Origin of the sequence: Bradyrhizobium iriomotense (assembly GCF_030160715.1) — a bacterium.
GTDB classification, from domain to species: domain Bacteria; phylum Pseudomonadota; class Alphaproteobacteria; order Rhizobiales; family Xanthobacteraceae; genus Bradyrhizobium; species Bradyrhizobium iriomotense.
Genome location: NZ_BSOW01000019.1, coordinates 70,333 through 95,623, shown reverse-complemented (window position 1 = coordinate 95,623; position 25,291 = coordinate 70,333). Strand labels below are relative to the sequence as shown.

Genomic DNA, 25,291 nt, shown 5'->3' with positions numbered 1-25,291 from the left:
GGCGCCTGCTGCGTCAAACCGAACTCGTGACGATGTAGGCAGCCGCTCGATTTTATGGAAGCATGGCGGCAACGACAATAAAGCAATGGGAGGCGTCATGTTGGGAGTTTTGCGTCGCGGTCTTTTCGGTCTTGCTCTTCTTTCCGGCATCGTCGGCGCTTCACCCCCCGCCTCCGCCGCCGACTATCCGAACCGCCCGGTGCACTGGCTGATCGGCTTTGCCGCGGGCGGCCCGGTCGACATCGTGGCGCGGATCATGGCGCAATGGCTGTCGGATCGCTTCGGCCAGCAGTTCATCGTCGAGAACCGCACCGGAAGCGGTGGCAACATCGCGGCCGCCGCGGCGATCAACGCGCCGCCCGACGGCTATACGCTGCTGTTCGTCGCGCCCAACAACGCGATCTCGACCTCGTTGTACAAGAAGCTGCCGTTCGACTTCCTGCGCGACACGACGCCGGTCGCAAGCATCATGCAGCTCACCAACATGCTGGTCGTCTCCAACGCCATGCCGGTGAAGACAGTCCAGGAGTTCATCGACTACTGCAAGGCCAATCCCGGCCAAATCTCCTATGCGTCCTCCGGCAACGGCACCTCCGTGCACATGTCGGCGGAGCTGTTCAAGGCGATGACCAAATGCGACATGGTGCATGTGCCCTATCGCGGTTCGGCGATCGCCTTCCCCGACATCATCTCCAACAAGGTGCAGCTGATCTTCGACAACCTTCCCTCCGCGCTGGAGCAGGCGCGCGGCGGCAATGTCCGCGCGCTCGGCGTCACCTCGCCGCAGCGCTGGCCGAGCGTGCCCGATGTGCCCGCCATCGCCGAGACAGTGCCGGGATTCGAATCGGTCGGCTTCTACGGCATCTCGGCGCCCAAGGGCACGCCGGGCGAGATCGTCGATCTCCTCAACAAGGCCGTCGGCGAGGCGCTGAAGGACCCGAAGCTGGTGGCACGGCTCGCCGAGACCGGCGGCATCCCGAGGCCAATGACATCAACCGAGTTCGGCAAGCTGGTCGAGGACGAGACCGAGAAATGGCGCAAAGTGGTCGAGTTTGCGGGCGTTTCGGTCGACTGATGGGCGGCATTGCACTCTTGCCCAGGCCCCTGCACGGTCGGAGGGGTCTCGTCCCGACCAAAATTATCGAAAACAACCCCATGCAAAGGAGAAATGGCGGTCTGAACGGATGCGGTCGACGCCCGGTCAGTTGACACGTCGGGCAAAACAGGAGCATAAGTGCAACATCGCCAACTTCGGTAATTCGTAAGCGACACCTCGGGCACGGCTTGGGGGGAAGCGCCGGCATTTCGGTCGATCAGGGTCGGCATTGCACCCCCGGCTCAGGCCCTGTAAACGAACGGCGCACCGTTGCCGGCCGCACCTGCCGCGGCCGCCTCGCGGCGGGGCCTGTAGCTCAATGGTTAGAGCCGGCCGCTCATAACGGTCTGGTTGCAGGTTCGAGTCCTGCCGGGCCCACCAGCCTTCGCTCGCTTCGCGAGCTTCGGCTAGGCAAGCCGTTGCCGCAAGTGGTCAGCGAAGCGAGTGAAGGCTGTCGCGCCGAAGCCTCTCGGCGAAGGCGGACCGTTGACCGCAGGCTACGCGTGGCGCACCCACGCGCTAGACGGAAGGGCGAAGCATGTCCGGCGTAGCTGGAGCGCAGCGGAAGCGAAGACGGGCTGGGGCCGGATCGCGGACCTCGCTGGCGTACCAAGACAGTTGCGGCGCGGTCAAATAGTCTGACTGATAATTGAGGTTTCCAATTTTGGGGATGCGCAACTTTTGTGGGGACCTGGTCGCCGCGGCGAGCGCGCCAAAGAATCGACGCACCCTACCCCCCATCGTCTCCTTCAATTGTGGTGGACTTTCTTGGGATGTGATGCGCGCCGCTGCTTAAAGAGATAGTGCCGATTCATATCGCAGTATGTATTCCACCGGCCGGATGCTGAAGCCAAGCACTGTTCTCTTGTCTGGTAAGAACAGTCACCGGAGGCGCCAAGCCCTCCGCCATAGACACACCAAGGATAATCGTGTGCGGCATGAGCAGTGGTGACGGCTGCTAACAGCGTCAGTGCGACCAAGATTGTGCGCATGGTAGCTCCAATGGAATGCAGGACAATATGACCGCATTGAGCGGGCATCGAAACGACAAGGCGACTGTTGAGCTAGATCAACCGTTTTCGGGCTCTTAGCCGTTTCCCTTGGCGCATATACAGTGGGGTGCCCAGACAGTAGCCAAACATCAAAACGCACCATGGGCTGCTAGCCCATCCTTGCGGCGACTTACCGGAAGATAAGAGACAATCAGGCCAAGCTTCGGTGTAAACGCCGGACCTCCCGGGTGATTTACCAGTCCAGCGTCGTCACGCGCGATATCTGCTTTGTCCTAACGGGCGGTACGAAGGCGGACATCGCCGGAGATCCGCGTTGGGCCCACTTGCGGGCTCATGCGCCGCATCGAGTCCCAATCGCCGCGCAGGGGCTTGGAGGACCTAGTGCCCTGGGTTGTTGAGAACGTACAGCACCCAGCCACCTTCGCCATTCAACTGGATCTTGTATCGAAGCGTCTCCGGGTTGCCGGCGCCTTCGGCTTGATTGATGTTGTAGGCGATCTGCGACAGCGTATGCTTGCCGATAATGCCATCTTCTATTTCGTGAGCAGCCTGCTCATTGCCATGGAGAGTGATCCGGCAGAATTTAGCACCGTTGTTACGATCGATCCCAATGCTCTGAGCCTGACCCGGTTGAATTATCCGCATGAGGCTTTCATCTACGTGGCCCAATGTGGAATTGCTGAATACTTTCATCAACACCCGCCAAACATTCGCATCACCGCAATTCGGAAGACCGTCTAGTTGGGCGTTCTCGTAACGAGTGCGGGACTGATCCGCTTGGCGCTGTAGTTGGAGGTCCTGCGTGTTCGGGTTGGGCTGGTCCCAACGATTATGCGCGTCCTGTTCGCTGGTTTGAACTGGAGCGTTGGAAGCGACTGTGGGCTGTGTTCCGGTCGGCCAGCAACGGAAGGCGTCTTTGTGCTCAAGCACACCTTTGTCGGTGTAATGATCCTCGCGATAGGTTTCATTTGGATCATTCGGCTTGACGAACGCGACAGTGTGGTGGTTGCCGGGTCCATAGTATCCCTGCCACATCGTGGCCGGGCCGCTCGATGAGCTGACCGGTTCAACGCGCCATCCCTTCTGGTACTGGACGGAACGATCGCGGGTCTCACCGTTCTGGAGGGTGAATACCGGTTGCAGATTACGGATGGTGTTTCCATATTCTCGGCCGGTGATGCGGAGCGCGACCACAGCGTGCGGGTCCATATCCGGTGGAGGCACAGCGCATGTGAGGTCGAGTGCGAGTGCGGCGTTAGCGGACAAAGCGGTGGCAGTGGCCGCAAACAGTGCGGCTGCGAGTGTCTTCATGGCTCAGCCTTCTCATATCGTCTGTACGGTCCCCAACGACCGTAGCGGGTCCCAATCGCCGCGTTCTCGATGTGGGGTGGCGAACCGGGTTCGACGTGCGTAGGTAGGCCAAAGTGTTGTTCAAATGTGCCAGGTCGTCTGCGGCGCGAACCGACAAATCATTGGCGTGCATTCACAAGACCCTTGCCTCAACGCACCTTTAATTCTGCCTCGCTTGCGAGATGAGAGCCCAGGTCAGCTTTCTGCTGATTTCCGCCGCCTCGATAACCACTCGACAAGTCTCACAGGAACGAGCGGCAACAGACGGTGATAGCGGCGTTCTGCAGTTCCCGTGGGGTCTGGAGCAAAGAGCAGGCAAAAGGGCCGGCATGAACCAAGCGGAGAACCACTGCGCGCGATGCGGACGCAAACTGATCCATACGCCGGACATCAACTTGCAAGGCGTGGTCGTAACTGGCCGGCAATGGTGCGAGAACCACCGGTGTCCAAATGGCATGCAGGTGCCGATCTCGCCGCTGCTATACCACTGGTTGTCTTGGGGCGACCTGCCGGAGGACAAGAAGCTTATTGAACAAGGCTCGATAGCGTGGAAGCCATCACCACCTTGAATCAACGTGAAAGCCGAAGCTCTCGGGGCGACTTGCCAGTCCACCGTCGGCATGCGTGACTGAACGAACTGGCATCCTCGAAGCCGAGAAGCCAGGCGATCTTTGAGATCGGCAAACTATCCTCCTCCAGGTAACGCCTTGCCAAACTTGCCTTGAGCTGCTGTAGGATCTCGTTAAATGTTGCGCCCTCCTCGGCAAGCCTACGTGTCAGCGTTCTCGGGCTCATCCCAAGTTTCTTGGCAATAACATTCATCTTTGCGAGACCGTGCGGAAGTAGAGGCGAGGCTGTGTTCTCGACCTGAACGCGGAGCGCACTGGTGTTGCTCCTGCGCGAGCTAAGACTCTCTTCACAGAGCTCGCGCAGGATCTTGTTCAATCGCTTGTCGGCATCGACCAGCGCCCAATCGGCTGAGCCAACCGGGAAATTGATTTCGTCCGCAGCACCGCCAAATTCAAGGCTCTTTCCAAGTAGGCTGGCAAACTTCGCGATACCTTTCGGCCGGATGTGACTGATGGATATGTGCCTGGGAAAAAACTGACGGCCGCTCAACACGCGAGTTAGTCGAACTATTGCGGCAATACAGAATTCGATCTGCTGGAGATCAGCATGACGTGGAACCCCCGAATATACTAGCCGCAGTTTTGGTTCGTGGGCGTTTTGATACTGAAGCATGATCGCTTCATTTGTGATGCGGCTGTAGCGCGCGGCGCGATTCAGCGCATCTCCAAGTGTGTCGGACGATGCCATGACGTAATACAACAATCCGAGTTCTCGCAGATCGAACTCGCCGGCGAGGTGAAAGCCAAGGAAATCGTCTTTCAGCGCATGGGCCGCGGCCTCGAGGAAAGCGATCTGGTTGGACGCGCCGATACGTCGTTCGGAATCATCGATCTGGTCAAGCGCCAACCCGACGCGCGACAACAGCGGCTCTAATCTGACTCCCGCTTTGCGCACGCGGTCGGCAGCCAGTCGCGACAGTCCCCCTTGCACCATTGGCAGGTCGGACAATCGCTTGATCGATCGTCCAGTGGTAGTTCGCGACATTATTCGCAACCAAGTCTTTGGCGCAAAATAACAAGAGAATTCCTTGGCGGCAATCTAAATACCGCTTCGGTGAACCAGAGGCATGCGCAAGGCGCGAGATACCGGCGACACGTTCAGGTCGTTCGCCAAGGCCTGAAGCCGTCGTTCGTCGTGGCGCGGATCGGCGAGCGGCGTCCGAACGTGCCCTGGCCTAGCAGTTCATGCCCCTCGGGGAGCGGCGCAATCGCTACCGCCAGATGATCGACGCGGCAGTCGCCGAGGCCAAAGACCGGCGGGCGGCGTGACCCAATCCATCTCGCCTTGTCCCCGGCGGCGCAAGCCAACCGGGGTGGGGGCATTGGGAGAGCTGCAATCGTGCGGCTGGACACCCACCCTGCAAGGAGACTGTTTCGAATGAGACACCTATTCACTCTTGCTGCCGCCATGGCGGTGTTTGCCAGTCCCGTCATGGCCAGAGGCACGATCAAAGCCAAAACCGGCGACGAGGTCGTTGCCGACGTGAAGCCCGGCAACGAAGCCAAGGCTGACGCCAGCAAACCGGACATCTTCTTCCGCACATGCAGGGAGGCCCGCGCCGCCGGATACTCCCGCATGCGTGTCGGCGAGCCTGGCTATGCTCGCCACCTCGACCGCGACAACGACGGCATCGCGTGCGAGTAGCCATGAAGACGCGGCTCGCGACCGTCCTGACGTTGGCGACATTGAGCCCGGCGATGGCCGGGGTCCGCGTCGTCGACGGCGACACGGTGGACATCGACGGGACCCGGATTCGCATCCTGCAGATCGACACCCCCGAGACCTTCCGTTCTCGCTGCGAGAACGAGTACAAGCTCGGCCTCGCTGCCAAACAGCGGCTAAGCGAGCTGCTCGACAAAGGCGACGTGTCCTACACCCCTGACGGTCTCGGACCGGTTCGGCCGGACGTTGGCCCGCGTCTACACGGGCGAGGTCGATGTCGGCGAAGTCCTGCTCAAGGAGGGCCACGCCCTGCCTTATGTGCCCGGACCGGAAGCCAAGGCCAAGCGCCTCGCGACATGGTGCCCCAAGGGCAACTGACGTCCGTTCGTAAAATCACAGCGCAACAGAAGCCAGACCAATGAAACGATGTCTATCTGCACCACGCATTTGCCCGGAGTGTCAGCGCGTTTTCCAAGGCAACGGTTGGGACGGCATCGACGCCCATCTGGCGCGCGAAGCATGGCGACGTGATGCGATACGAACAAGCGTGGCCGTTGATCAAGTCCGGCCAATACAAAAGGAGCAACTCAGATCAATGAGACGATCCCTACTCGCCGCCGCAGCGCTCGCGCTGCTGATCTCCACTGCATCGGCAGGCGACTTCAGAGCTGCCGATATTGCCAAACTGCCGCAAGACAAAGTTGCGGTGATCAAAGCCAACTGCGCCAAAGAATGGGGCGACAATTTTCGGCTGCGGGAATACTGCGAAGATCTGAAGTACGAAGCCCTACAGAACCTGATTTCTCGCGGCAGCATCGGCCCGAAAGGGGAGCGGCTGTGAGAGGGATCGATGACCTGAGTCCGCTCGAGCAGGCCAAGATTGCCGCGAACGTATACGTTACGATGGCGGACGATTCGAAGCCCTTGCCGCGCAAGCGAAGCGAGCTGCGCTGGCAAGTGACGGTTGCTGCGGCAATCGACAAGCATGTGCTGGTGCGGTGGCTTGGAGCGCGGCCATGCGCTTGAAGCATTATCTGTTCGCGTTGGCAACGATGGCGCTGACGGCATCCCCGGCGATCGCCGCATCGGATGGCGGCAACGCCGCAATGGGCTTGATGCTCATCATCGTGATGATCGCTTGCTACTTCTTCCCGACGATCATCGCAGTGTTTCGCGGTCATCACAACACGCTGGCGATCTTCCTGCTCAACCTGCTGCTCGGCTGGACCTTCATCGGCTGGGTCGGCGCGTTGGTCTGGGCGGCAACCGCCGTGCAGAACATCAACCGGCTTCGGGACGGCTACTGATGGACGACCTCGTCATCTTGGCCTTCAAGATCCTGGTCGCCGTCTCTGCTGCGTTCGCTGGCGACTACTTCGCCGGTTATGTGCATGAGCGATGGCGGAAGCGAACCAAATGACGGAGCACAATGGAGCATCACAACGGCAAATGATTGAACATTTCGCGAAAACGATTGATCCAGCCCTCAACCGCCGGTCTGGAAAGGTCTTCTATTCGGGGCGCGCCGCCTTTAGTCGTCCCACTGATCTGTACCTCATCGGATTGAACCCCGGTGGCGACCCGACCACGCAGGCAGCCGAAACAATCGGCTCCGAAACCGCGCGGGTCCTGACGCAGCTCCCAGATCGCTGGTCGGCCTATAGCGACGAAAGCTGGCAAAACAGGAAACCCGGCACACACAAAATGCAGCCGCGCGTCCTTCATATGCTGCGACAACTCGAACGCGATCCTCGTGAAACACCCGCGAGCAATCTGATATTCGTGCGAAGTCGCCGGGAAACGAATTTGGCCGGTGGGGTCGACGAACTCGTCGATCAGTGTTGGCCATTCCACGAAGCAGTGATCGCCAGGCTCAAGCCGAAGGTGGTTGTCTGTTTCGGACAGACCACCGGCGGCCAGCTAAACCGCAAGCTCAAGGCGAATGCGCGGCCAATCGCGCAATTTGTCGAGAAAAACAATCGTGGCTGGGCGACCACAGCTTATCGTGCGGAAGGCCAGATCGTCATCGTCGCCACCCATCCAAGCATCGCCGATTGGACGAATCCCGAGGCCGATCCGACGCCATTGATTCAAGAGATGCTTCAAGCGAATTAAGCCTCTGCAACGGCCTTCTACCCTATAAGAGCTTTCACATCGATCGGCTTGACGCTGACACGGTCGTGCGAGCGCAGGCCGGATGGCGCATCTTGCACTCGATCGCCGGCATTGCCACTGCGGCCTACTGAACCTGTGCTCGCAGCGCGTTCCATAGAGCAAACAGCTCGGCGGTTTCGGGCGGGCCACCGCTGAGCGCGGTCTGCACGAGAACAAGCTTCAGGTCCGGATCGACAAAGACAAATTGTCCGCGAAGGCCTCGCAGCCCAAAACGTCTGGTGTCTGCGGAATACCAGATTTGATAGCCGTACTTCGTCAGCGGCGAGTCGGTCGGAAGCGCATTCGCGGCCGACGCCGTGAGCCAGTCCTCGGGAACGACGGTCTTGCCCTGCCAATTGCCGCGATTGGCCAGCATCAGGCCGAGACGCGCCCAGTCGCGCAGCACCGCATTGACATAGGCAAACGTAATTTCCTGCCCGGTTGTATCGATGATCCACGTCGCATCGGCTTCCGCTCCTAGCGGCTGCCAGAGCTTTTCGGCGGCATAGTCGGCTACGGTCCGTTTGGTGGCGGCCGCGAGCACAAGGCCGAGAACCAGCGATTCAGCCGACGAATAGGAGAAGCGCGCACCCGCCGCGTCGCGACGAGTGTTGAACTGCTTCACCGCAGCGAGGCTGCCGGGAGAGCCCGGCTCAACCGTCATACGTGCCAGCTTGTTGATGTCGCTGGATCGGTCGGCGTAGTCCTCCGAGAAGGCGACGCCTGAGGCCATCAGTAGCAGCGCCTTGATCGGGGTGCGGCCGTATTCGGTGTCCTTCAGACCGGGGACATAGGCTTCCGCGAGGTCGTCGATAGACCGGATGGCGCCCTCCTTCACGGCGATACCGATCAGCAACCCAACCACGGTCTTCGCCATCGAGAAGGACGTCAGGCGATCCGTATCGGTGCGACCGTACTGGTAACGCTCGACCAGAATCGTATTGTCTTTCGCGATCAGCAGGCCGGTGACCGGTTGACGATTGAGGTAGTCGTCGAGCGTCAACTCGAGCCCGGCGAAGCCATAGCGAATGACGGGTTCGCTCGCTGCGCGCGCCAGCGGGACTGATTGTTTCGGGGCCGTGATGGTGCGCGCAGGAAACAGCGCGTCATAGCGGCTCAGTGCTCCGACGCGGCAGCGCGTTTGGTCGACATACTCAATTCCCTTGCAACTCGGATACCCCTCCTTCTGGCCGAACTCGTCCGCATTCGGCCCGTCCGCACGGAAGCGAGGGCCGGCACCTTGTGAGGCCGGTGCTGCCTGGGCGAAGGCTCGATGCGAATTCAGTGTGAGCGCATCCAGCATGAAAGGGAATGCCACTGCGCAGGCGACGCAAAGCAGCCGTGTGAAGCCGCGTCCGGTCATTGAGCAAGCACCCAAGCTGTTGCAGCTGCGCTTGATCATAGTTGACCCCGATGCACTAGCCAATGTCCGCTTCGGGGTCATTCGCCGACATCCTGCCCGTACCAGACTTTGTCGGCTACGCCTCGCCTGTACCGCCTGCGGACATATTGCAAAACTGGCAGATTTCGCCCGGGCTCATATAACGACCCGACAGCTCAACTGCACACCATCTCAGCTGAACCGATCGGGTCGGAATGCCGGAAAGCTCGAAACATCGTTTTGATTTTCGATGAGACTTGCGACGATGCGGCTCGTCGCGCCCGCGAGCGTCATGCCGAGATGTCCGTGACCAAACGCGAGGATCACGTTTGGATAGCGTCGGCTGGGTCCGATCACCGGCAGTGAATCGGGAAGCGACGGCCGAAAGCCCAGCCATTGGGTCTGGACGGGTCCCAGATCCGGAAACAGCTTGCGCACACCGCGCTCGAGCACAGCGATACGATCGGGATTGAGGGGCGCGGACAGGCCGCCAAGCTCGACCGTGCCGGCTACTCGCAGACGGCCTTCCATCGGCGTGATGTAGAACCCGAGATCGACAGGGCTTACGGGCCTCTTGATGGGACAAGCCTCCATCGCGAATTCGATGTGGTAGCCACGCTCGGTATCGAGGGGAACGCTCTCTCCACCTTGCCGCGCGAGAGAGCGCGACCATGCGCCGGCGGCGAGAACGACGGCACGCGCATCGACAACGAGATCGCGGCAGGTGAGCGTGACGTGCCCGCCGTTCCCAGGCTCCAGCTGCTCGACACGAGAGCGTTGAAGCGAAGCACCTCTCGCTTCCGCCGCAGCCGCCAACCGTCGAGTCAAGGCACCGGGATCGACGATATGCGCCGCATCCGGAAAGAACACGCCGCCAGCCGCCGGAGGCAGCGCAGGCTCGAGCCTGGCGACTTCGCCCGGGGTCAACCTGTCGTGCCGGACACCCAATTCGTCTCTGAGCCGCGCGGCCCATTCGCTGTCCCCGGCCGGCATCTTCTCACGATAGAAATAGAGGCAGCCTTCATGGCGAAAGAGATCCGAAACTCCCGCCTGCGTCGCGAGATCGCGCCAGGCCGGAATCGCCTCCTTCAGGAGACCCGCCAATGCATGACCATTGCGGCGCGCGCGGGCCGGCATGGACTGCCAGACAAAGCGCGACAGCCAGGGAAGCAGTGCAGGCAGCCCAGCAAGGCGAATGGCAAGCGGGCTGTCCGAGGCGAAGAGCAAACTCGGCAGAGTGCGCAGAACGTCGGGGTTGCCGATCGGCGCACAGCCATAGGGCGCGATGGCACCGGCATTGCCGTATGAGGCTCCCGAGCCCGGCTCGTTCGGGTCGATGACGACGACCTCCCGGCCTTCCGCCGCCAGCCGAAATGCGATCGCAAGCCCGATGATGCCGGCACCGACGATTGCGACATCCGTTTTGATCGGCGCTGCCATGACGCTTCAGACTGAGCCGGAGATTTCGAGATGGCCGGCATTCAACAGCGCAGCGATGATCGAAAGCGCATGGCGCAGCTCATTGAGCGAAGGCGCCGCACCCAGGTTGATCCGCACGGCATGAGCGAGAGTTTCGCGTCCGACGGCGAATGCGTCTGCCGGAAGCAAGCCGACGCCACGCTGACGGCAGGCCCGGGCGAATCCGGCGCCTCGCCAGGGTTCTGGCAAATGCAACCAGGCATGCGGCGAGGTCTCGTGGGTCTGAACGTCGAAGGCCGCCAGCACCTCGCGCAAAACGGCTTGCCGCCTGCGCAGTTCCTCCCGCTGGACTTCGATGATCCGCGTCGCGGTCCCGTCTTCGAGCAGATTGGTGGCGATGAGCGCGGTGAGCGGGCTGATGCTCCAGCAATCGATGCGCAGCGCGGCCGCGACATTGCCCAGAACCGCGCGGGGGGCGACCACGAAGCCATAGCGAAGACCGGGCGCGATGCATTTCGACAGTCCACTGATATGAACCGTCAGCTCAGGCTCGAGGGCTGCGAAGGATGGAATGATGCGATCGAGCAACGGACGATAGACATCGTCCTCGATGATCAGCACGTTGTGGCGACGGGCGATTGCGGCCAGCGCACGGCGGCGCTCTTCGCTCAAGGTGACCGTCGTCGGATTGTGCAGGCTGGGCACGAGAAAAACGGCGCGAGGCCGCAAGGTCGCGCAGGCGGTCTCGAACGCATCCGGCCGCATGCCCTCCCGGTCAATCGGCAATCCCCGCAGGTCGAGCCCCTGCGATCGACACAGCGCGCCGATGCCCTGATAGGTGATGGCGTCCGCCAGGATGACGTCGCCGCGTTCGGCCAAGGCCCGCAGGACGCAGGCGAGGCCGTGCTGGGCGCCGTCCGTCAGGACCACGCGGCCGGCATCACCGTCTCCGGCGACGCCATTGAGCCAATCCGCGACCGCGGAGCGCGCCCATAGCGGACCTTCGGGCGGGTGATAGTCCTGCAAACTGCCGAACCGGCGATCCCTGGCGAGACGGGGCATCAGCGTCGACAACGCCTCGAGATAGGCTGACGTCGCCGGCCTGTTCACCGACAGATCGATCAATCCGGCTTCGTCGCTGGGCGCGGATTTGAAGGAGCTTTCTTCCGTCTCGCGTATCGCGATCAGGGTTCCGCGGCCGGGACGCGCCTCAACCAGACCACGCTGTTGCAAAGCCGAGAAGGCGCGTGTGACGGTCGTGACGTTGATGCCGAGCGAGCGCGCAATTTCGCGATGAGGCGGCAGCCTCTCGCCCGCTACGAGCTCGCCGCGCGCGATGCGCTCGCCGATGGCATCCGCCAGGCGCTGATAGATGGGTGCATCGCTTTCGGGCAGTTCCAGGTTTTCGAGCATACCGCGCCGGCGTCCTTGGCGTTCACCGTCCTCCGAACACTTCACCTATCATGCGCGAATACGTCAGACAATTCAACTTGTCTCCAGAGAATAAGCGATCGATGCCGAACAAACGTCCATATATCTGACCTAAAAATGTGCATAAGTTGGCATTGACGACCATATTGTCTGGTTGTACCGTCACTCAAAGGTGACTTGTATGGTCATACAATAGCTGAGGCACGAAGACGCGTTCTTGGAGGTCAGCGATGGTTTGGGCCAAGCAGGAGTCGGTGATTCCCGAGAGTTCGAGCGCGGCCGCGCAGCGCCGTCCCAATACATGGACCGCCCCGGGAAGCGTCAGCCGGGAGGCGGGTTCGGCGTTGACCCGCGAGCCGGCCAGCGACGGACGCCGCGACGCCAAGTTCGTCGATTTCATCGACGTCGAGAAAAACTACGGCTCCTTCCAGGCCGTGCGACGGCTCAATCTGAGCGTCGGGCGCGGGGAGTTCCTGACGTTCCTCGGGCCGTCGGGCTCCGGCAAAACCACGACGCTCAACATGCTGGCGGGCTTCGAGCGGCCGAGCCAGGGCGTCATCACGCTCGACGGCAAATCGGTCGACCGCCTGCCGCCCTACGATCGCAATATCGGCATGGTTTTCCAGAACTACGCGCTCTTCCCGCATATGAGCGTGGCCGACAACGTCGCTTTCCCGCTTTCGGTACGGAAGTATCCAAAGGCCGAGATTGCACCGCGCGTCACGCGGGCGCTCGACATGGTGAAGCTCGAGCGCTTCAAGGACCGCAAGCCGACACAGCTTTCAGGCGGCCAACAACAGCGCGTCGCGCTCGCCCGTGCGCTCGTGTTCGAGCCGGCGCTCGTTCTGATGGACGAGCCGCTCGGCGCGCTCGACAAGAAGTTGCGCGAACACATGCAGATCGAGCTGAAGCAGATCCACGAAATGCTCGGCGTCACGATCGTCTATGTGACCCACGACCAGAGCGAAGCGCTGACCATGTCGGATCGCGTCGCCATTTTCGACAGCGGGTCCATCGTTCAGATCGGAACACCCGACGCATTGTACAACGAGCCGGCAACTGCGTTCGTCGCCGGGTTCATCGGCGAAAACAATGCGCTGGACGGCGAGGTTGAAAGCGTCGGCAACGGGCGATGCGTCGTTGCCCTGCCGAACGGATTAAAGGTCGCTGCGCTCGCGATCGGCGACCTTCGTCCCGGCGCTCCAGTCCACCTGACGGTCAGGCCCGAGCGGATCGCATTGTCGAACGCAAACGGCCAATCGGACAATCGCCTTCAGGCGACGGTCGATGGCTGCATCTATCACGGTGATCATCAGCGTCTGCTCGCGCGCCTGGCGAGCGGACAGGTGCTGACCGTGAAGATCGGACCGGAAGCAACAATGGCGGCGGGCAAGGCCATCGAGCTCTGCTGGCCGGCATCCGATTGCCGGGCTTTTCCGGCGGGCGCCGTCGCGGACGGCAAACCATCGAACACGGGGAGTGGTTCATGAAGAGCGTATGCAGGACGAATTTGCTTGCTTTGGCGGGCGCCGCGATCATCTGTCAGCTTCAGCCCGTCGGCGCCGAAGAGCTCACCATCATGGCCACCGGCGGCGCATGGCAGGCCGCGCTGCGCCAAGCCTGGTTCGAGCCCTTCGCCAAGAAGGCGGGCGTCAAGTTCAACGAGCAGGAATACACCGGCGAGCTCGGCAAGATCAAAGCGATGGTCGAGACGGGCAATGTGCCAATCGATCTCGTCACGGTCGAGACCTCGACCGTGCTCCAGGGGTGTGACGCCGGCGTTCTGATCCGTATCGACTATTCGAAGGTCGCCGATCGTTCGCGATTCCTGCCGGGCACGGCACTCGATTGCGGCGTCGGCATCGACGTCTATGGCGACGTGCTGGCCTATGACACGACCGTGCTGAAGGAAGCGCCGACTTCGGTGCTCGATATCTTCGACACCAAGAAATTCCCCGGCAAGCGCGCCATGCGCAAGGCTCCTGCGCAAAATCTCGAATGGGCTCTGATGGCCGACGGTGTGCCGATCGCCGAGGTCTACAAGGTGCTGGGAACGCCTGATGGCGTCGACCGCGCCTTCAAGAAGCTCGACACGATCAAGAAGGACATCGTCTGGTGGGATGCCGGCGCCCAGCCGCCGCAGCTCCTCGCCTCCAAGGAGGTGGTCATGACGACGGCGTGGAACGGACGCATCCAAAGCGCTATCGATCAGGACAAGCGTCCATTCGCGATCGTCTGGGACAACCAGATCGTCGAGTACGACATGATCGCGATCCCGAAGGGCGCCAAGAATCTCGACCTCGCCTACAAATATCTCGCTTACGTGGCCCAGCCCGACGTGGGCGCGCAGCTCGGCCGCTTCATCCCCTATGGCCCGGTGCTGTCGGACTCGACCCCGTTCGTTCCCAAGGACGTCTTGCCGAAACTGCCCACCGCGCCGGACCACATGAAGAACTATCTGGTCGGCGACGTGGAGTTCTGGGGTGATCACGGCGAGGATCTGGTCAAGCGCTTCAACGCCTGGCTCGCCCAATAACAGCGCCAGCACCACGGGATCGGACCTTCTGCCCGATCCCGCACCACGCGAGGATCGCTTCATGTCGTCGATCGCAATGCCAACGACCAAAACATGGATCAGCGCGAGAGATCATAGCGACAGCCTGCGCCCGCTCGCGCTGGCCGCGCCACTGCTCCTGCTGTTGTTGTTCAGCTTCGGCGCGCCGATCGTGGCGCTGTTGTCGCGGGCGGTGTACGAACCGACCATTGCCAACGCGCTACCGCTCACCATCGCGGCGCTGCGGCAGGACAGCGGCGCCGGCGTGCCGGACGAGGCGGTCTTCCGCGCCTTCGCTATCGATCTGAAAGACGGCCAGGCCGCGGGGACCGTCTATGAGTTTGCCAAGAACCTCAACACCCGCCTGCCGGGCGCGCGCAGCCAAGTGCTACGCGTGGCCCGCCTCGCCGCGCAGGATCAGGCGATCACCAAAGAGGCCATGATCAAGGCAGCGCCACTGCTCGGCGAGGAGAAGAGCTGGAGCGCAATCCGGGTCGGAACGAACAGGTTCACGTCGTTCTTTCTCCTCAGCGCCTTCGACCTGCGCTGGACCGGTCAGTGGACGATCGGTGCCGTTCCCGCCGATCAAGCGGTCTTCCTGCGTGTCTTCGGCCGCACCTTCCTGATCGCGACACTCGTCACGCTGGCGACGCTGGCGCTTGCGTTTCCGCTCGCATATTTGATGACCAACCTGCGACCGGCGATGGCCGCCATCGTCCTGGTTCTGGTGCTGCTGCCGTTCTGGACCTCCATCCTCGTGCGCACCGCCGCCTGGACCGTCATCCTGCAGAAATACGGCATCCTCAACGATCTCATGCTCTGGCTCGGCGTGACATCCGACCGCATCGAGCTGATGTATAGCCGCACCGGCCTCATCATTGCGATGACGCACATCCAACTGCCTTTCACGCTTCTTCCGATCTACAGCGTGATGCGCTCGGTTCAGCCCTCGCAACTCAGGGCAGCCCAATCACTCGGCGGTCGTCCCTTCACCGTATTCCGGCGCATCTACCTGCCGCAGGTCATGCCGGGAGTTCTGGCCGGCTGCCTGCTCACCTTCATCCTGTGCCTCGGTTACTACATCACGCCCGTGCTGATCGGCGGGGCCAGCGACCAGCTCATCAGCAACTTCATCGCCAACTACGTCAATGCCGAGCTCAACTGGGAAATGGCCGCCGCGCTCAGCTTCGTGCTGCTCGCGTCCACGCTCGGCCTGTACATCACGATGACGCGCTATCTCGGCCTCGACCTCTTCAAGATGGGATGAAGCGCCATGTTGTTGTCGCCATATCCGACCAATGCCGAACGGATCCGCGTCGCAGCGCTCTGGTTCTGGTGCGTGTTGGTGCTGATCTTCCTGGTCGTGCCGATTTTCGTGCCCGTGCCGCTGTCTTTCAACAGTGGCTCCTTCTTCACCTTCCCGCTCGCCGGCGTTTCGACGCGCTGGTATGAGGTCGTGCTCGGCACGCCGCGTTGGCGCGCCGCAATCGGCAACAGCCTGCTGATCGGATTTGGCACGACCATCCTGGCGACCGTATTGGGAACGCTGACTGCGATCGGCCTGTCCGATCCCAAATTTCCCGGACGCCGGTTCGTCGTGCCCCTGCTGATTTCGCCTCTGATCGTCCCCGTCGTCGTGACGGCGGTCGGCACCTACCTCTTCTACGCACGCATCGGCCTCGCCAACACCTACGGCGGCATCATCCTTGCGCACACCGTTCTGGCGAGTCCGTTCGTCGTGGTGACCGTCAGCGCCAGCCTGGCGGGCTTCGACCGCAACCTGATGCGGGCCACGTCCATTCTCGGGGCCAAGCCGCTGACCGGATTCCTTCGTGTCATGCTGCCGCTGATCCTGCCCGGTGTCCTGTCAGGCGCCGCCTTCGCCTTCGTGACGTCGTTCGACGAAGTCGTCGTGGTTCAGTTTCTTGCTAATGCCCAGCAGCGTACCCTGCCGCTCGAAATGTTCACGGGCCTGCGCGAGCAGTTGAGCCCCGCGATCACGGCGGCGGCCACGCTGATGATGGGCTTGTCGATCCTCTTGCTGATCGTCGCGAATTTGCTTGCGCGTCGATCGCGGAAGAACGCCGGCGCTGCATCCGAATAGGCGGCGTCGGACGAAATCTCTGTGAGAGGCGTTCCTGCATGTCTTATCACGCAACGGTCAACGGCACGCGCTGGACTTTCGCCGACCTGAAGACCCTGCTTGCCAAAGCCTCCCCGGCGCGCTCCGGTGATGCCTTGGCCGGGATCGCGGCGCAGAGCGCCATCGAGCGCGTCGCAGCGCAAATGGCGCTCGCCGACCTCCCGCTCAAGACCTTTCTGAACGTCGATCTCGTGCCGTACGAGGAGGATGAGGTTTCCCGATTGATCCTCGACGGCCATGATCAGGCTGCCTTCGCGGCGATATCGCATTTGACGGTCGGCGCGTTCCGCGAATGGCTGCTCGACGCGCGAACCACGACGAGCGATCTTGCTGCGCTTGCTCCGGGCCTGACGCCTGAAATGGCCGCCGCCGTCTCGAAGATCATGCGCGCGCAGGATCTGATCGTCATCGCCGCCAAATGCAGCGTCACGACGGCCTTCCGCAATACGATCGGGCTTGCCGGACGGCTCTCGACGCGGCTGCAGCCGAACCATCCGACCGACGATTCCCGCGGCATCGCCGCCAGCCTGCTTGATGGGCTGCTGTTCGGAGTCGGCGACGCCGTGATCGGCGTCAACCCGGCGACCGACAGCGTAGAAGACTATGTGCGGATCGTGACGCTGCTCGATGAAGTCCGGCAGCGTCTCGACATTCCGGCGCAGAGCTGCTGCCTCGGCCACGTCACCACCGCGATCCAGGCCATCAATCTCGGCGCCCCCGTCGATCTCGTCTTTCAATCCATCGCAGGCTCGGAAAAGGCCAATCGCGGGTTCGGGATCGATCTATCCGTTCTGGCGGAAGCTCATGATGCCGCGCTTTCGCTCAACCGCGGCACGGTCGGCAAGAACGTCATGTACTTCGAAACCGGGCAAGGCAGCGCCTTGTCCGCAGACGCGCATTTCGGGGTCGATCAGCAGACGATGGAAGCGCGCGCCTATGCCGTCGCGCGGCGGTTCAAGCCGCTGCTGGTGAACACGGTCGTCGGCTTCATAGGCCCCGAATATCTCTACAACGGCAAGGAAATCACGCGAGCCGGGCTCGAGGACCATTTTTGCGCCAAGCTGCTCGGCCTGCCGATGGGCTGCGACGTCTGTTACACCAACCACGCAGAAGCCGATGCGGACGACATGGACGCGCTGCTCACGCTGCTGAGTGCGGCCGGGGTGACGTTCGTCATTGCAGTCCCGGGCGCCGACGACATCATGCTGAACTATCAGAGCCTGGCGTATCATGATGTCCTCTACGTTCGCCAAACGCTCGGCCGGCGATGCGCGCCGGAGTTCGAGGATTGGCTGCGCAAGACGGGGCTCACCGATGCGGACGGGCGTTTGCTTGAGAGGCCGGCGTCCGCAGCCATCGGCCCGGCCGTGGCGCTGATCGAAGCCATGGAAGCCTGATGATGCCGGACCGTCCACCAGATGAAAGCGGTCAGCTCGCAGTCGCCAGCCACCTCGCGCCGCTGCGACGCTTCACGCCGGCCCGGATCGGGCTCGGGCGAGCCGGATCCGGACAGCTGACAGCGACAAACCTCCAGTTCATGCTTGACCACGCGCGCGCACGGGACGCGGTTCACGCCGCGCTTGATTTCGAGACTCTCGGCCAATTGCTTCGCGAGCAGGGCTGGCGCGTCGCTCGCGTCCACAGCGCCGCCAGCGACCGGTCGGAATATCTGCGCCGGCCGGATCTGGGGCGACGTCTGTCTGCCAGCGGGCGCGCTGTCGTCGAGGGAGCGACGCGGGGAGATGACATCGCGATCGTTGCCGCCGATGGTCTGTCGGCCCTGGCCGTCGAGACCAATCTCCTGCCGGTGCTCGACTGTTTGCGACCGCTCCTAGTGGCGCGCGGCCGCACCATCGGCCCGCTGGTTGTCGTCGAACAAGGACGGGTCGCCATCGGCGACGAGATAGGCCAGTTGCTGGGCGCCAGGCTGACTGTGGTTCTGATCGGCGAGCGGCCCGGTCTGTCGGCTGCCGACTCGCTCGGTGCCTACATCACCTGGCGACCGATGATCGGCACGATGGATTCGAGCCGCAACTGCATATCCAATATCCGGCCCGCAGGGCTTTCGCCCGGAGAGGCGGCCGCGCAGATCATCGACATTATCGAGCAGGCATTTGCGTATGGAGCGACAGGCGTTCGGTTGAATGATCTTCGTTCCACGGCGCCCGGTCTTCGCACAATTGCGAACGCCCCTTGATTCGAGGTGATGCGAGGCGCAACAGCTCCACAGCTGTGGGCGGCCGCTGCCTTCACCCCAGATCATCAAACACGCGACGCAGATTGCCCTTGTGGCTTGCCAGAAGCTTCGCCGCTTCGGTCCTGTCGTATCCAAGCACCACGAGCGCGGCCAACTTGATGTCGCCGCCGGTCTCTTCCAGGGCGGAGGCAGCTTGCGCCTCGCTACAGCCGGCAATGCGGGCGACCATCGCCTCGGCGCGGCGCTTCAGCTTCGCGTTCGTGGGCAGCATGTTGACCATCATGCCGCGGTAGACGCGACCAAGGCGCAGCATGATGCCGGTCGACATCAAATTGAGCACGATCTTCTGGGCGGTGCCGGCCTTCATCCGCGTCGAGCCGGCGATGAGCTCCGGCCCGGTCTCGACCAGGACAGGATATTTCGCTGCCGCGAGCAGCGGGGCCTGGCGGTTGTTGGCAATGCCGACGGTCACGGCCTGGTACCGGCCGGCCTGGCGCAAGGCGGCCACAGTGAACGGGGTCGTGCCGCTCGCCGCAACCGCAATGACCACGTCGTGCGCTGATAGCCTTGCCGCATCGATCTGGGCGATCGCGTCGTCCATGTCGTCTTCCGCGCCTTCGACGCTGGTGACAAACGCGCTCTCTCCGCCCGCGATGATGAAGTGGACCCGTTGCTGAGGCCAAGCGAAGGTGGGCGTCAGCTCGGCGCCGTCCTGGATGGCCACCCTGGCCGACGTCCCTGCGCCGACATAGACCAGGCGCCCGTCATCTCCGAGCGCGTCCGCCGCCGCATCCGTCGCCGCGGCGAGCGCAGGAAGACATTGGCCAACGGCTGCGACCGCCGCGAGCTGACCTTCCCACATCGCCTCCAATGCCGCGGTCCCGGACCACGCGTCCAAATCCGTGAAGCGAGGATCGACGGCTTCGGTTGCATTGGCGCGATCCGTTCGTTTCATGGGCTTGTACCACCGTAACGGCCACTCTGCGTTGGCGGCCGGCCTCCCGCCAGCCAAACACATGTCGCCGTTCATCACATCCTCGGGAATGCCAGCGCGACCGGCAGACTAACATGGATCCCGGCACATGGGTTCCAGTCCCGTCTAAGCTTTCCCGCTCACCTCCAGGCCGCGCAGCGCGGCGGGGATCGTAGCCGGCAGTCGCCCCAGCCGTTGAACGGCGGCCAGGATGGCAGCGATATAGCCGTAGGGGCCAAGTCCGCAGATCACGGCGGTCGACGCGCTGGAGATGATCGAATGCCGGTGCAGCTCGTCGCGGGCGTGGATGTTCGAGATGTGGACCTCGATCTTCGGGCCATCGAAGATCTTCAACGCGTCGATCAGGGCGATCGAGGTGAACGAGAACGCGGCTGGATTCATGATGATCGCATCGGCGCTGCCGCGGGCCGCGTGGATCAAGCCGATGAGCTCACCCTCGACATTGGATTGATGGAACGCAAGCGAGACGTCCAGAAGGCTGGCGACCTCATTGCAGCCCGCCTCGATTTCACCAAGTGTCGTCGAGCCGTAGATATGTGGCTCCCTAATGCCGAGGAAATCGAGATTGGGGCCGTTCAGGATCATGATCCGCGTGGCCATCGGGCCGCTCCTTCTTTCGACGGGACCTGACTGGCCACCGAACCAGTTTGCGGGTCCCGTGACCAGTCGCCGGAAGAGCACTATCTCGACCTGATCCTGCCGCGCTCTGACGTCGCTGAACACCCCCAAAAAAATGCCGTGCCTGATGGCACGGCCAGTTTCAGGGAGCAAACCGGCGCGTGGACAGCCCGCTAGCGGGGCCGGCATTCCATCGCGGCGGAGTTCGGGATCGGTCGACGGTCCATGTCAGGCGATGCTCACCATTTGAGGGCTGCGGTGCGCACCGGATGGTCCCACAGCGCCGTCGTCTCGGCATCGAGCAGGCTTAGCGTGAGCGAGCAGCCGGCCATGTCCAGCGAAGTGACGTAGCTGCCGACCAGCGAGCGGCTGATGCGCAGGCCGCGCTTCTCGAGCAGTTTGCGCGCCGCTTGGTACATCAGATAGAGCTCGATCGTGGGCGTGCCGCCGAAACCGTTGACGAGCAGGAGCGCTTCGGTCCCCGCGCGTGCGTCGAGATCTTCCGCGATGGCCGTCGTCATCTCGAAGGCGATGGCATCGGCCCGCTCCAGCTTGACGCGGCGACGCCCGGGCTCGCCGTGAATGCCGACGCCCATCTCCATCTCGCCTTCGCCGAGCGCGAAGGTCGGCCCGCCCGCGGCCGGGACCGTGCAGCTCGTCAGCGCCACGCCCATCGAACGCGTCTGCGCATTGACCCGCTCGCCGAGCGCGACGCAGCCGGCAAGATCAAGGCCCTTCTCGGCCGCCGCGCCGACGATCTTCTCGACGATCAGCGTCCCGGCGACGCCGCGGCGACCGATGCTGTGGGTGGAGTTCTCCACCGCGACATCGTCATCCGTCACGATGGTCGCGAAGCGGCCTTCGGCGATCTCCGCCGCCATCTCGAAATTCATGCGGTCGCCCGCGTAGTTCTTCACGATGAACAGCACGCCGGCCTCGCTGGCGACGGCCTGCGCGGCCTCGACGATCTGGTCCGGCGTCGGCGACGTGAAGACCTGCCCCGGACAGGCGGCGTCGAGCATGCCGTAACCGACGAAGCCGGCATGCAACGGCTCGTGCCCGCTGCCGCCGCCGGAAACCAGCGCGACCTTCTTCCGGTTGGGCTCACGGCGGCGCACGAATTTGCGTTCCGGTCCCAGCGTGACGAGATCGGCATGCGCCGCGGCAAAGCCGTCCAGGCTCTCGGCCAGGACATCGTCGACGGAATTGATGAACTTCTTCATGCGACCCTCCCCATCACTGATTTTCCTGCCTCATTCTTTTTCCTGCATGATGGCAATCAGCCGCCGCGCGAACTCCTGGAGCAGCGCGTCGAGCTGAGCATTCCGCTTGCCGCTGCCGAGATCGGGCAAATGCAGAGTCAAGGTCCGCTCGTGCGGTCCCTCGGTCAGCCGGCTGATCCTGCGCGGATGGGCGCGCGCATAAGCGCGCAGAAACGCTGCCTTGGCCTGCGGAGGGAAATGGCAGACGTCGAAGATTGTATTGAGATGTTGCACCGGGATCGGCACCGGATAGGCCGGATTGGAGATCTGGCTGACGAAGCTCCGGTTCTTCCCCATGGCATGGGCGAGCCGGAGCCGCATTCCCGAGGGGCGCTTGTCCAGGACCTCCTTGAAAATGCGCTTGTAGACGGCAACGGCGCCGGCTTCCGCCGGTTCATCGGCAACGGCGTCAGTCAAGTCCCACCTCCGCCGCCCAGACGATCGATCGTTTGCTTGATCTGCGCAAGCGCGGAAACATTCACGGAGAGCTCGCGCAGCCCGCAATCGAGCAGCGCAGGAATGCAGCGCGGGTCGCTCGCCATGTCCCCGCACAGGCTCACCGGGATCCCGGCGCGCCGGCCGTGCTCCGCGGTCCGCGTGATCAGTTCGATAACGGCCGGATGCAAGGGATCCATCATAGGCGCGAGAGCTCCATTCGAGCGGTCGCAGGCAAGGACGTATTGCGCAAGGTCGTTCGAGCCGATCGAGAAGAAGGCGCTCTTGAAGCTGGCGATCGAAAGCGCCGCCGCCGGCACCTCGACCATGATTCCGAGCTCCGGAAGCATCGCGGCAGTGCCCTTCGCCTGCAAGCCCTGCACGATCTCGGCGAACAGCTTTCGTGCCGCCTCGAGCTCGTCGGCTGAAGTCACCATCGGAAGCATGACCTTGAGATTTCCGCGCACCGCGGCCCGCGCCAGCGCGCGGAGCTGAACCGCAAAGATCTCGGGCTTGGCGAGACAAAGACGAAGGCCGCGAACGCCGAGGAAGGGGTTTGCCTCGCCATCCGACGTGAAGCCCGGCACCGGCTTGTCGCCTCCCGCGTCAAAGGTACGGATCGTCACCGGACGCCGGTCGGCCCAGCGCAAGACCTGGTCGTAGACCTGAAACTGCGTCTCCTCGTCGGGCAGGCCGCGCTCCGACAGCAGAAACTCGGTGCGCATCAGGCCGACGCCGTCGGCATATTGCGCATCCGGATAGTCGAGATCCTCGACCCGCTGGATGTTGATGAGAAGCTTGATCCGTTCGCCGCGCCAGGACGCCGCCGGCCGCCGCAGGATCGCTCGCGCGGAGGCCCTGCTCTTGCGGTGCATCTCCCGCCGCTTCTCGAACAGGCCGATCTGCTCGACGCTGGGATCGAGCTCGAGCGTTGCGCCCTCGCCATCGAGCAGCGCCGTGGCTCCTGCCGCCGGCACCGCGCCGAGCTGCACCACCATCGGGATGCCGCGGGCGCGCGCCAGCATCGCGACGTGGCTCGTGGGGCTGCCGTGCAGCAGCGCCAGGCCGCCGCCACCGGACCAGTCGATCTCGAGGAAGCGCGAAGGCGGCAGATCGTCGGCGCAGACGACCGCACCGCTCGGAATTCTCAGCGCATGGCCCTCGCCGCCGCGCAAAATGTTCAGCACGCGATCGCGCAAATCGGCAAGGTCCGAGCTGCGCGCCTTCAGATATTCGTCCGGCGCTGAATTATAATCCGCGATCTGCTCGTCGAGCGCCGCGCGCCAGGCGGCGTCCGCGGCCTCCCCCTCGCCGATCGACGCGAGGATCGCGCTGATCAGGTCCTCGTCGTCCAGCAGCGCAACCTGGAATTCCAGGATTTGCGCGGCTTCGCCGCCGGCGATTGCGGCAAGCTCGGCGATCTGCCGGCTCGCGGTGTCGATCGCACTCCGCAGCGCAAGCGCTTCGTCGACCAGGGTGCCGGCGACCCGTTCGCCGTTCGCGCCCGCATCGACCCGGACGAACGGCCCCTGGGCAAAACCGATCGAGGCGGTTCTGCCGCGGTAGGCCAGTCCTGAAGCGCTGTCTCGCATGCTACGCCGTCCCATCCGGAAAATCGGTCGCGATCAGATCGACCAGCGCGGTGACGGCGGCTTCCGCATCACCGCCGAACGCCTTGATCTCGATGATGCTGCCATGGGCGGCGCGCATGGCCATGATCTTGGCCACGCTCTTGGCATTGATCCAGTCGGCCGCGCCGGCAACGCGGACGGAAATCTGCGCCTCGAACTTCTTGGCAAGCTTCGTCAGCTTGACTGCGGGACGCGCGTGCATGCCGACCGCGTGCACCAGCCGCACGTTGCCGGTAAAGAACTGTCCGTTCACATTTGAAGTTTCCAACATAGCCATATTCCGTCATCGCTTCGCCGACGTCAGTCGGCAGAGAGTTCCTCAGCCACCGCCCGCACCTCGGCGAGCGAGCTGCCGCCAGCCGCTTCAGTCGCCGCCATCACGGCGCCTTCGACGATCGGCGCGTTGCAGACGACGACGAGATCCCGCCGCTCGGGGTCCAGCATCTCGACCGCCATTTCGCTGTTGGTCTCGGCGCCGCCGAGATCGACGAGGATCGCAACGCCCTTCGGCGACCAGGCGTCATTGATGGCATCGACGATCAGGGCGACGCTGGTGCCCAATCCGCCGTCGGGATTGCCGCCGCAGAAGGCGACCTTGATCTCACTGCCGACCATCTGCCGCACCATGTCGGCGGTGCCCTTGGCGATGTCCTTGGAATGCGAGACGATCACGATGCCGACAGTGTCGTTCATGCCCGTCCCTCCAGGCTCGCGCACACCGCTTGCAGAAGGACGCAGCTCGACCGCGCGCCGGGGTCGACATGTCCGACGCTGCGAGCTCCGAGGAACGATGCCCGTCCCTTGGTTGCCTGCATCGGCGCGGTCCGTGCCGCGGCCTCGGCGGCCGTGGTGCGAATTCGCTCGACGATGTCGGGCTGGCCGGCATCCGTCTTCAACGTCTCCAAGACAGGAACGAGCACGTCGAGCATGGTTTTCTCGCCGGCGTGTGAGCGGCCGCGCTTGCTCACCGCGTCGACCCCGCTTGCGAAGACCTCGGCGAGATCGTCCGGCAAATGCTTGTCATGCGAGAGCGCCTCACCCGCGGCCAGGAAGAAGCTGCCATAAAGCGGCCCCGACGCGCCGCCGACGGTCATCACCAGGGTCTTGCCGATCGTCTTCAACGCCTCGTCAAACGGCTGCGCTGAGATCGCATCGAGCTTGCCGAGCACGGCCTCGAAGCCGCGCTTCATGTTCGTTCCGTGATCGCCATCGCCGATCGCCTGGTCCAGCGTCGTGAGCTCCGGCGCGCTGGCGATGACCTGCTCGGCGGCCACCTTGACCAGCGACTTGAATGTCTCGGGTTGCAACGACATCGATTCGT

Annotated in this window: 27 protein-coding genes and 1 tRNA gene; 14 read left to right on the top strand and 14 right to left on the bottom strand. The window is 63.0% G+C overall.

The window, feature by feature from the left end; all coding sequences use genetic code 11:
* The first annotated feature begins 97 nt into the window (after window positions 1-97).
* Together QQL28_RS26055 and QQL28_RS26050 are read left to right on the top strand one after the other, a co-directional pair.
* Complete coding sequence (locus QQL28_RS26055) at window positions 98-1,075, top strand: Bug family tripartite tricarboxylate transporter substrate binding protein (protein WP_284270066.1); 978 nt, start codon at window positions 98-100, stop codon at window positions 1,073-1,075.
* A gap of 326 nt (window positions 1,076-1,401) precedes the next feature.
* A tRNA-Ile gene (locus QQL28_RS26050) sits at window positions 1,402-1,477 on the top strand.
* Window positions 1,478-1,845: 368 nt separating this feature from the next.
* Here the strand turns inward: QQL28_RS26050 and QQL28_RS26045 are convergent.
* Window positions 1,846-2,088, bottom strand: a complete 243-nt coding sequence (locus QQL28_RS26045) for a DUF3551 domain-containing protein (RefSeq protein WP_284270065.1) — start codon at window positions 2,086-2,088, stop codon at window positions 1,846-1,848.
* A gap of 399 nt (window positions 2,089-2,487) precedes the next feature.
* Window positions 2,488-3,420, bottom strand: coding sequence for a hypothetical protein (locus tag QQL28_RS26040; RefSeq protein ID WP_284270064.1), 933 nt, complete (start codon window positions 3,418-3,420; stop codon window positions 2,488-2,490).
* Window positions 3,421-3,641: 221 nt separating this feature from the next.
* On the opposite strand from QQL28_RS26040, the gene QQL28_RS26035 reads away from it, so the two are divergent.
* Window positions 3,642-4,028, top strand: coding sequence for a hypothetical protein (locus QQL28_RS26035; RefSeq protein WP_284270063.1), 387 nt, complete (start codon window positions 3,642-3,644; stop codon window positions 4,026-4,028).
* A 1-nt stretch (window position 4,029) separates the two neighbouring features.
* Here QQL28_RS26035 and QQL28_RS26030 read toward each other — a convergent pair whose 3' ends face one another.
* Entirely contained in the window at window positions 4,030-5,037 is a 1,008-nt protein-coding gene (locus QQL28_RS26030) for an AraC family transcriptional regulator (RefSeq protein WP_284270062.1), read from the bottom strand.
* Between the two features lie 429 nt (window positions 5,038-5,466).
* On the opposite strand from QQL28_RS26030, the gene QQL28_RS26025 reads away from it, so the two are divergent.
* The 5 genes from QQL28_RS26025 (at window position 5,467) to QQL28_RS26005 (ending at window position 7,866) form a co-directional block, all read left to right on the top strand.
* Window positions 5,467-5,733: an excalibur calcium-binding domain-containing protein gene (locus QQL28_RS26025; protein ID WP_284270061.1), complete on the top strand. Its 267-nt coding sequence runs from the start codon at window positions 5,467-5,469 to the stop codon at window positions 5,731-5,733.
* A 234-nt stretch (window positions 5,734-5,967) separates the two neighbouring features.
* Window positions 5,968-6,129, top strand: a complete 162-nt coding sequence (locus QQL28_RS26020) for a thermonuclease family protein (RefSeq protein ID WP_431309645.1) — start codon at window positions 5,968-5,970, stop codon at window positions 6,127-6,129.
* A 40-nt stretch (window positions 6,130-6,169) separates the two neighbouring features.
* On the top strand, window positions 6,170-6,592 hold the full coding sequence (locus QQL28_RS26015; protein ID WP_284270059.1) for a hypothetical protein: 423 nt from the start codon (window positions 6,170-6,172) through the stop codon (window positions 6,590-6,592).
* Window positions 6,593-6,767: 175 nt separating this feature from the next.
* Window positions 6,768-7,058, top strand: coding sequence for a superinfection immunity protein (locus QQL28_RS26010; RefSeq protein WP_284270058.1), 291 nt, complete (start codon window positions 6,768-6,770; stop codon window positions 7,056-7,058).
* Between the two features lie 109 nt (window positions 7,059-7,167).
* On the top strand, window positions 7,168-7,866 hold the full coding sequence (locus QQL28_RS26005) for a uracil-DNA glycosylase family protein (protein WP_284270057.1): 699 nt from the start codon (window positions 7,168-7,170) through the stop codon (window positions 7,864-7,866).
* 124 nt (window positions 7,867-7,990) lie between these two features.
* Here the strand turns inward: QQL28_RS26005 and QQL28_RS26000 are convergent, their stop codons facing one another.
* The 3 genes from QQL28_RS26000 to QQL28_RS25990 form a co-directional block, all read right to left on the bottom strand.
* Window positions 7,991-9,307 (bottom strand): serine hydrolase domain-containing protein, encoded by a 1,317-nt coding sequence (locus QQL28_RS26000; protein WP_284270055.1) that lies wholly within the window; start codon window positions 9,305-9,307, stop codon window positions 7,991-7,993.
* Window positions 9,308-9,478: 171 nt separating this feature from the next.
* Complete coding sequence (locus QQL28_RS25995; RefSeq protein ID WP_284270053.1) at window positions 9,479-10,726, bottom strand: NAD(P)/FAD-dependent oxidoreductase; 1,248 nt, start codon at window positions 10,724-10,726, stop codon at window positions 9,479-9,481.
* A gap of 6 nt (window positions 10,727-10,732) precedes the next feature.
* Complete coding sequence (locus QQL28_RS25990) at window positions 10,733-12,118, bottom strand: aminotransferase-like domain-containing protein (RefSeq protein ID WP_284270051.1); 1,386 nt, start codon at window positions 12,116-12,118, stop codon at window positions 10,733-10,735.
* A 248-nt stretch (window positions 12,119-12,366) separates the two neighbouring features.
* On the opposite strand from QQL28_RS25990, the gene QQL28_RS25985 reads away from it, so the two are divergent.
* The 6 genes from QQL28_RS25985 to eutC all read left to right on the top strand — a co-directional run bounded on the left by QQL28_RS25985 (window position 12,367) and on the right by eutC (window position 19,030).
* Complete coding sequence (locus QQL28_RS25985) at window positions 12,367-13,626, top strand: ABC transporter ATP-binding protein (protein ID WP_284270049.1); 1,260 nt, start codon at window positions 12,367-12,369, stop codon at window positions 13,624-13,626.
* Window positions 13,623-14,672 carry an ABC transporter substrate-binding protein gene (locus QQL28_RS25980; protein WP_284270047.1) on the top strand — a complete coding sequence of 350 codons (1,050 nt, stop codon included), beginning with the start codon at window positions 13,623-13,625 and terminating at the stop codon, window positions 14,670-14,672. Before QQL28_RS25985 ends, QQL28_RS25980 begins: the two co-directional genes overlap by 4 nt.
* Window positions 14,673-14,733: 61 nt before the next feature.
* Window positions 14,734-15,957 carry an ABC transporter permease gene (locus tag QQL28_RS25975; protein WP_284270045.1) on the top strand — a complete coding sequence of 408 codons (1,224 nt, stop codon included), beginning with the start codon at window positions 14,734-14,736 and terminating at the stop codon, window positions 15,955-15,957.
* A gap of 6 nt (window positions 15,958-15,963) precedes the next feature.
* The gene (locus QQL28_RS25970) at window positions 15,964-16,794 is read left to right on the top strand and encodes an ABC transporter permease (RefSeq protein WP_284270043.1); all 831 of its coding nucleotides are present in this window, start codon (window positions 15,964-15,966) and stop codon (window positions 16,792-16,794) included.
* Between the two features lie 38 nt (window positions 16,795-16,832).
* Complete coding sequence (locus QQL28_RS25965; protein WP_284270041.1) at window positions 16,833-18,230, top strand: ethanolamine ammonia-lyase subunit EutB; 1,398 nt, start codon at window positions 16,833-16,835, stop codon at window positions 18,228-18,230.
* Between the two features lie 2 nt (window positions 18,231-18,232).
* Complete coding sequence (gene eutC / locus QQL28_RS25960) at window positions 18,233-19,030, top strand: ethanolamine ammonia-lyase subunit EutC (RefSeq protein WP_284270040.1); 798 nt, start codon at window positions 18,233-18,235, stop codon at window positions 19,028-19,030.
* A gap of 52 nt (window positions 19,031-19,082) precedes the next feature.
* Here eutC and QQL28_RS25955 read toward each other — a convergent pair whose 3' ends face one another.
* The 8 genes from QQL28_RS25955 to dhaL form a co-directional block, all read right to left on the bottom strand.
* Window positions 19,083-19,985: an N-acetylmuramic acid 6-phosphate etherase gene (locus QQL28_RS25955; RefSeq protein WP_284270039.1), complete on the bottom strand. Its 903-nt coding sequence runs from the start codon at window positions 19,983-19,985 to the stop codon at window positions 19,083-19,085.
* Between the two features lie 144 nt (window positions 19,986-20,129).
* Window positions 20,130-20,624: a type II 3-dehydroquinate dehydratase gene (locus QQL28_RS25950; protein WP_284270038.1), complete on the bottom strand. Its 495-nt coding sequence runs from the start codon at window positions 20,622-20,624 to the stop codon at window positions 20,130-20,132.
* Window positions 20,625-20,881: 257 nt separating this feature from the next.
* Window positions 20,882-21,865 carry a dihydroxyacetone kinase subunit DhaK gene (gene dhaK / locus QQL28_RS25945; protein WP_284270037.1) on the bottom strand — a complete coding sequence of 328 codons (984 nt, stop codon included), beginning with the start codon at window positions 21,863-21,865 and terminating at the stop codon, window positions 20,882-20,884.
* A 30-nt stretch (window positions 21,866-21,895) separates the two neighbouring features.
* Window positions 21,896-22,321 (bottom strand): hypothetical protein, encoded by a 426-nt coding sequence (locus QQL28_RS25940; protein ID WP_254097481.1) that lies wholly within the window; start codon window positions 22,319-22,321, stop codon window positions 21,896-21,898.
* On the bottom strand, window positions 22,318-23,931 hold the full coding sequence (gene ptsP, locus QQL28_RS25935; protein WP_284270036.1) for a phosphoenolpyruvate--protein phosphotransferase: 1,614 nt from the start codon (window positions 23,929-23,931) through the stop codon (window positions 22,318-22,320). Before ptsP ends, QQL28_RS25940 begins: the two co-directional genes overlap by 4 nt.
* Before the next feature lies 1 nt (window position 23,932).
* Window positions 23,933-24,241 carry an HPr family phosphocarrier protein gene (locus tag QQL28_RS25930; RefSeq protein WP_284270035.1) on the bottom strand — a complete coding sequence of 103 codons (309 nt, stop codon included), beginning with the start codon at window positions 24,239-24,241 and terminating at the stop codon, window positions 23,933-23,935.
* Between the two features lie 29 nt (window positions 24,242-24,270).
* On the bottom strand, window positions 24,271-24,663 hold the full coding sequence (gene dhaM / locus QQL28_RS25925) for a dihydroxyacetone kinase phosphoryl donor subunit DhaM (RefSeq protein ID WP_283037441.1): 393 nt from the start codon (window positions 24,661-24,663) through the stop codon (window positions 24,271-24,273).
* Window positions 24,660-25,283 (bottom strand): dihydroxyacetone kinase subunit DhaL, encoded by a 624-nt coding sequence (gene dhaL / locus QQL28_RS25920; protein WP_284270034.1) that lies wholly within the window; start codon window positions 25,281-25,283, stop codon window positions 24,660-24,662. Before dhaL ends, dhaM begins: the two co-directional genes overlap by 4 nt.
* Window positions 25,284-25,291: the final 8 nt, after the last annotated feature.

Bases quoted from the DNA above. Each gene is read 5' to 3' on its own strand.
- QQL28_RS26055 (WP_284270066.1), top strand. From the start codon at position 98: ATGTTGGGAGTTTTGCGTCGCGGTCTTTTCGGTCTTGCTCTTCTTTCC.
- QQL28_RS26045 (WP_284270065.1), bottom strand. From the start codon at position 2,088: ATGCGCACAATCTTGGTCGCACTGACGCTGTTAGCAGCCGTCACCACT.
- QQL28_RS26040 (WP_284270064.1), bottom strand. From the start codon at position 3,420: ATGAAGACACTCGCAGCCGCACTGTTTGCGGCCACTGCCACCGCTTTG.
- QQL28_RS26035 (WP_284270063.1), top strand. From the start codon at position 3,642: ATGAGAGCCCAGGTCAGCTTTCTGCTGATTTCCGCCGCCTCGATAACC.
- QQL28_RS26025 (WP_284270061.1), top strand. From the start codon at position 5,467: ATGAGACACCTATTCACTCTTGCTGCCGCCATGGCGGTGTTTGCCAGT.
- QQL28_RS26015 (WP_284270059.1), top strand. From the start codon at position 6,170: ATGAAACGATGTCTATCTGCACCACGCATTTGCCCGGAGTGTCAGCGC.
- QQL28_RS26010 (WP_284270058.1), top strand. From the start codon at position 6,768: ATGCGCTTGAAGCATTATCTGTTCGCGTTGGCAACGATGGCGCTGACG.
- QQL28_RS26005 (WP_284270057.1), top strand. From the start codon at position 7,168: ATGACGGAGCACAATGGAGCATCACAACGGCAAATGATTGAACATTTC.
- QQL28_RS26000 (WP_284270055.1), bottom strand. From the start codon at position 9,307: ATGATCAAGCGCAGCTGCAACAGCTTGGGTGCTTGCTCAATGACCGGA.
- QQL28_RS25995 (WP_284270053.1), bottom strand. From the start codon at position 10,726: ATGGCAGCGCCGATCAAAACGGATGTCGCAATCGTCGGTGCCGGCATC.
- QQL28_RS25990 (WP_284270051.1), bottom strand. From the start codon at position 12,118: ATGCTCGAAAACCTGGAACTGCCCGAAAGCGATGCACCCATCTATCAG.
- QQL28_RS25985 (WP_284270049.1), top strand. From the start codon at position 12,367: ATGGTTTGGGCCAAGCAGGAGTCGGTGATTCCCGAGAGTTCGAGCGCG.
- QQL28_RS25980 (WP_284270047.1), top strand. From the start codon at position 13,623: ATGAAGAGCGTATGCAGGACGAATTTGCTTGCTTTGGCGGGCGCCGCG.
- QQL28_RS25975 (WP_284270045.1), top strand. From the start codon at position 14,734: ATGTCGTCGATCGCAATGCCAACGACCAAAACATGGATCAGCGCGAGA.
- QQL28_RS25970 (WP_284270043.1), top strand. From the start codon at position 15,964: ATGTTGTTGTCGCCATATCCGACCAATGCCGAACGGATCCGCGTCGCA.
- QQL28_RS25965 (WP_284270041.1), top strand. From the start codon at position 16,833: ATGTCTTATCACGCAACGGTCAACGGCACGCGCTGGACTTTCGCCGAC.
- eutC (WP_284270040.1), top strand. From the start codon at position 18,233: ATGCCGGACCGTCCACCAGATGAAAGCGGTCAGCTCGCAGTCGCCAGC.
- QQL28_RS25955 (WP_284270039.1), bottom strand. From the start codon at position 19,985: ATGAAACGAACGGATCGCGCCAATGCAACCGAAGCCGTCGATCCTCGC.
- QQL28_RS25950 (WP_284270038.1), bottom strand. From the start codon at position 20,624: ATGGCCACGCGGATCATGATCCTGAACGGCCCCAATCTCGATTTCCTC.
- dhaK (WP_284270037.1), bottom strand. From the start codon at position 21,865: ATGAAGAAGTTCATCAATTCCGTCGACGATGTCCTGGCCGAGAGCCTG.
- ptsP (WP_284270036.1), bottom strand. From the start codon at position 23,931: ATGCGAGACAGCGCTTCAGGACTGGCCTACCGCGGCAGAACCGCCTCG.
- QQL28_RS25930 (WP_284270035.1), bottom strand. From the start codon at position 24,241: ATGTTGGAAACTTCAAATGTGAACGGACAGTTCTTTACCGGCAACGTG.
- dhaM (WP_283037441.1), bottom strand. From the start codon at position 24,663: ATGAACGACACTGTCGGCATCGTGATCGTCTCGCATTCCAAGGACATC.
- dhaL (WP_284270034.1), bottom strand. From the start codon at position 25,283: ATGTCGTTGCAACCCGAGACATTCAAGTCGCTGGTCAAGGTGGCCGCC.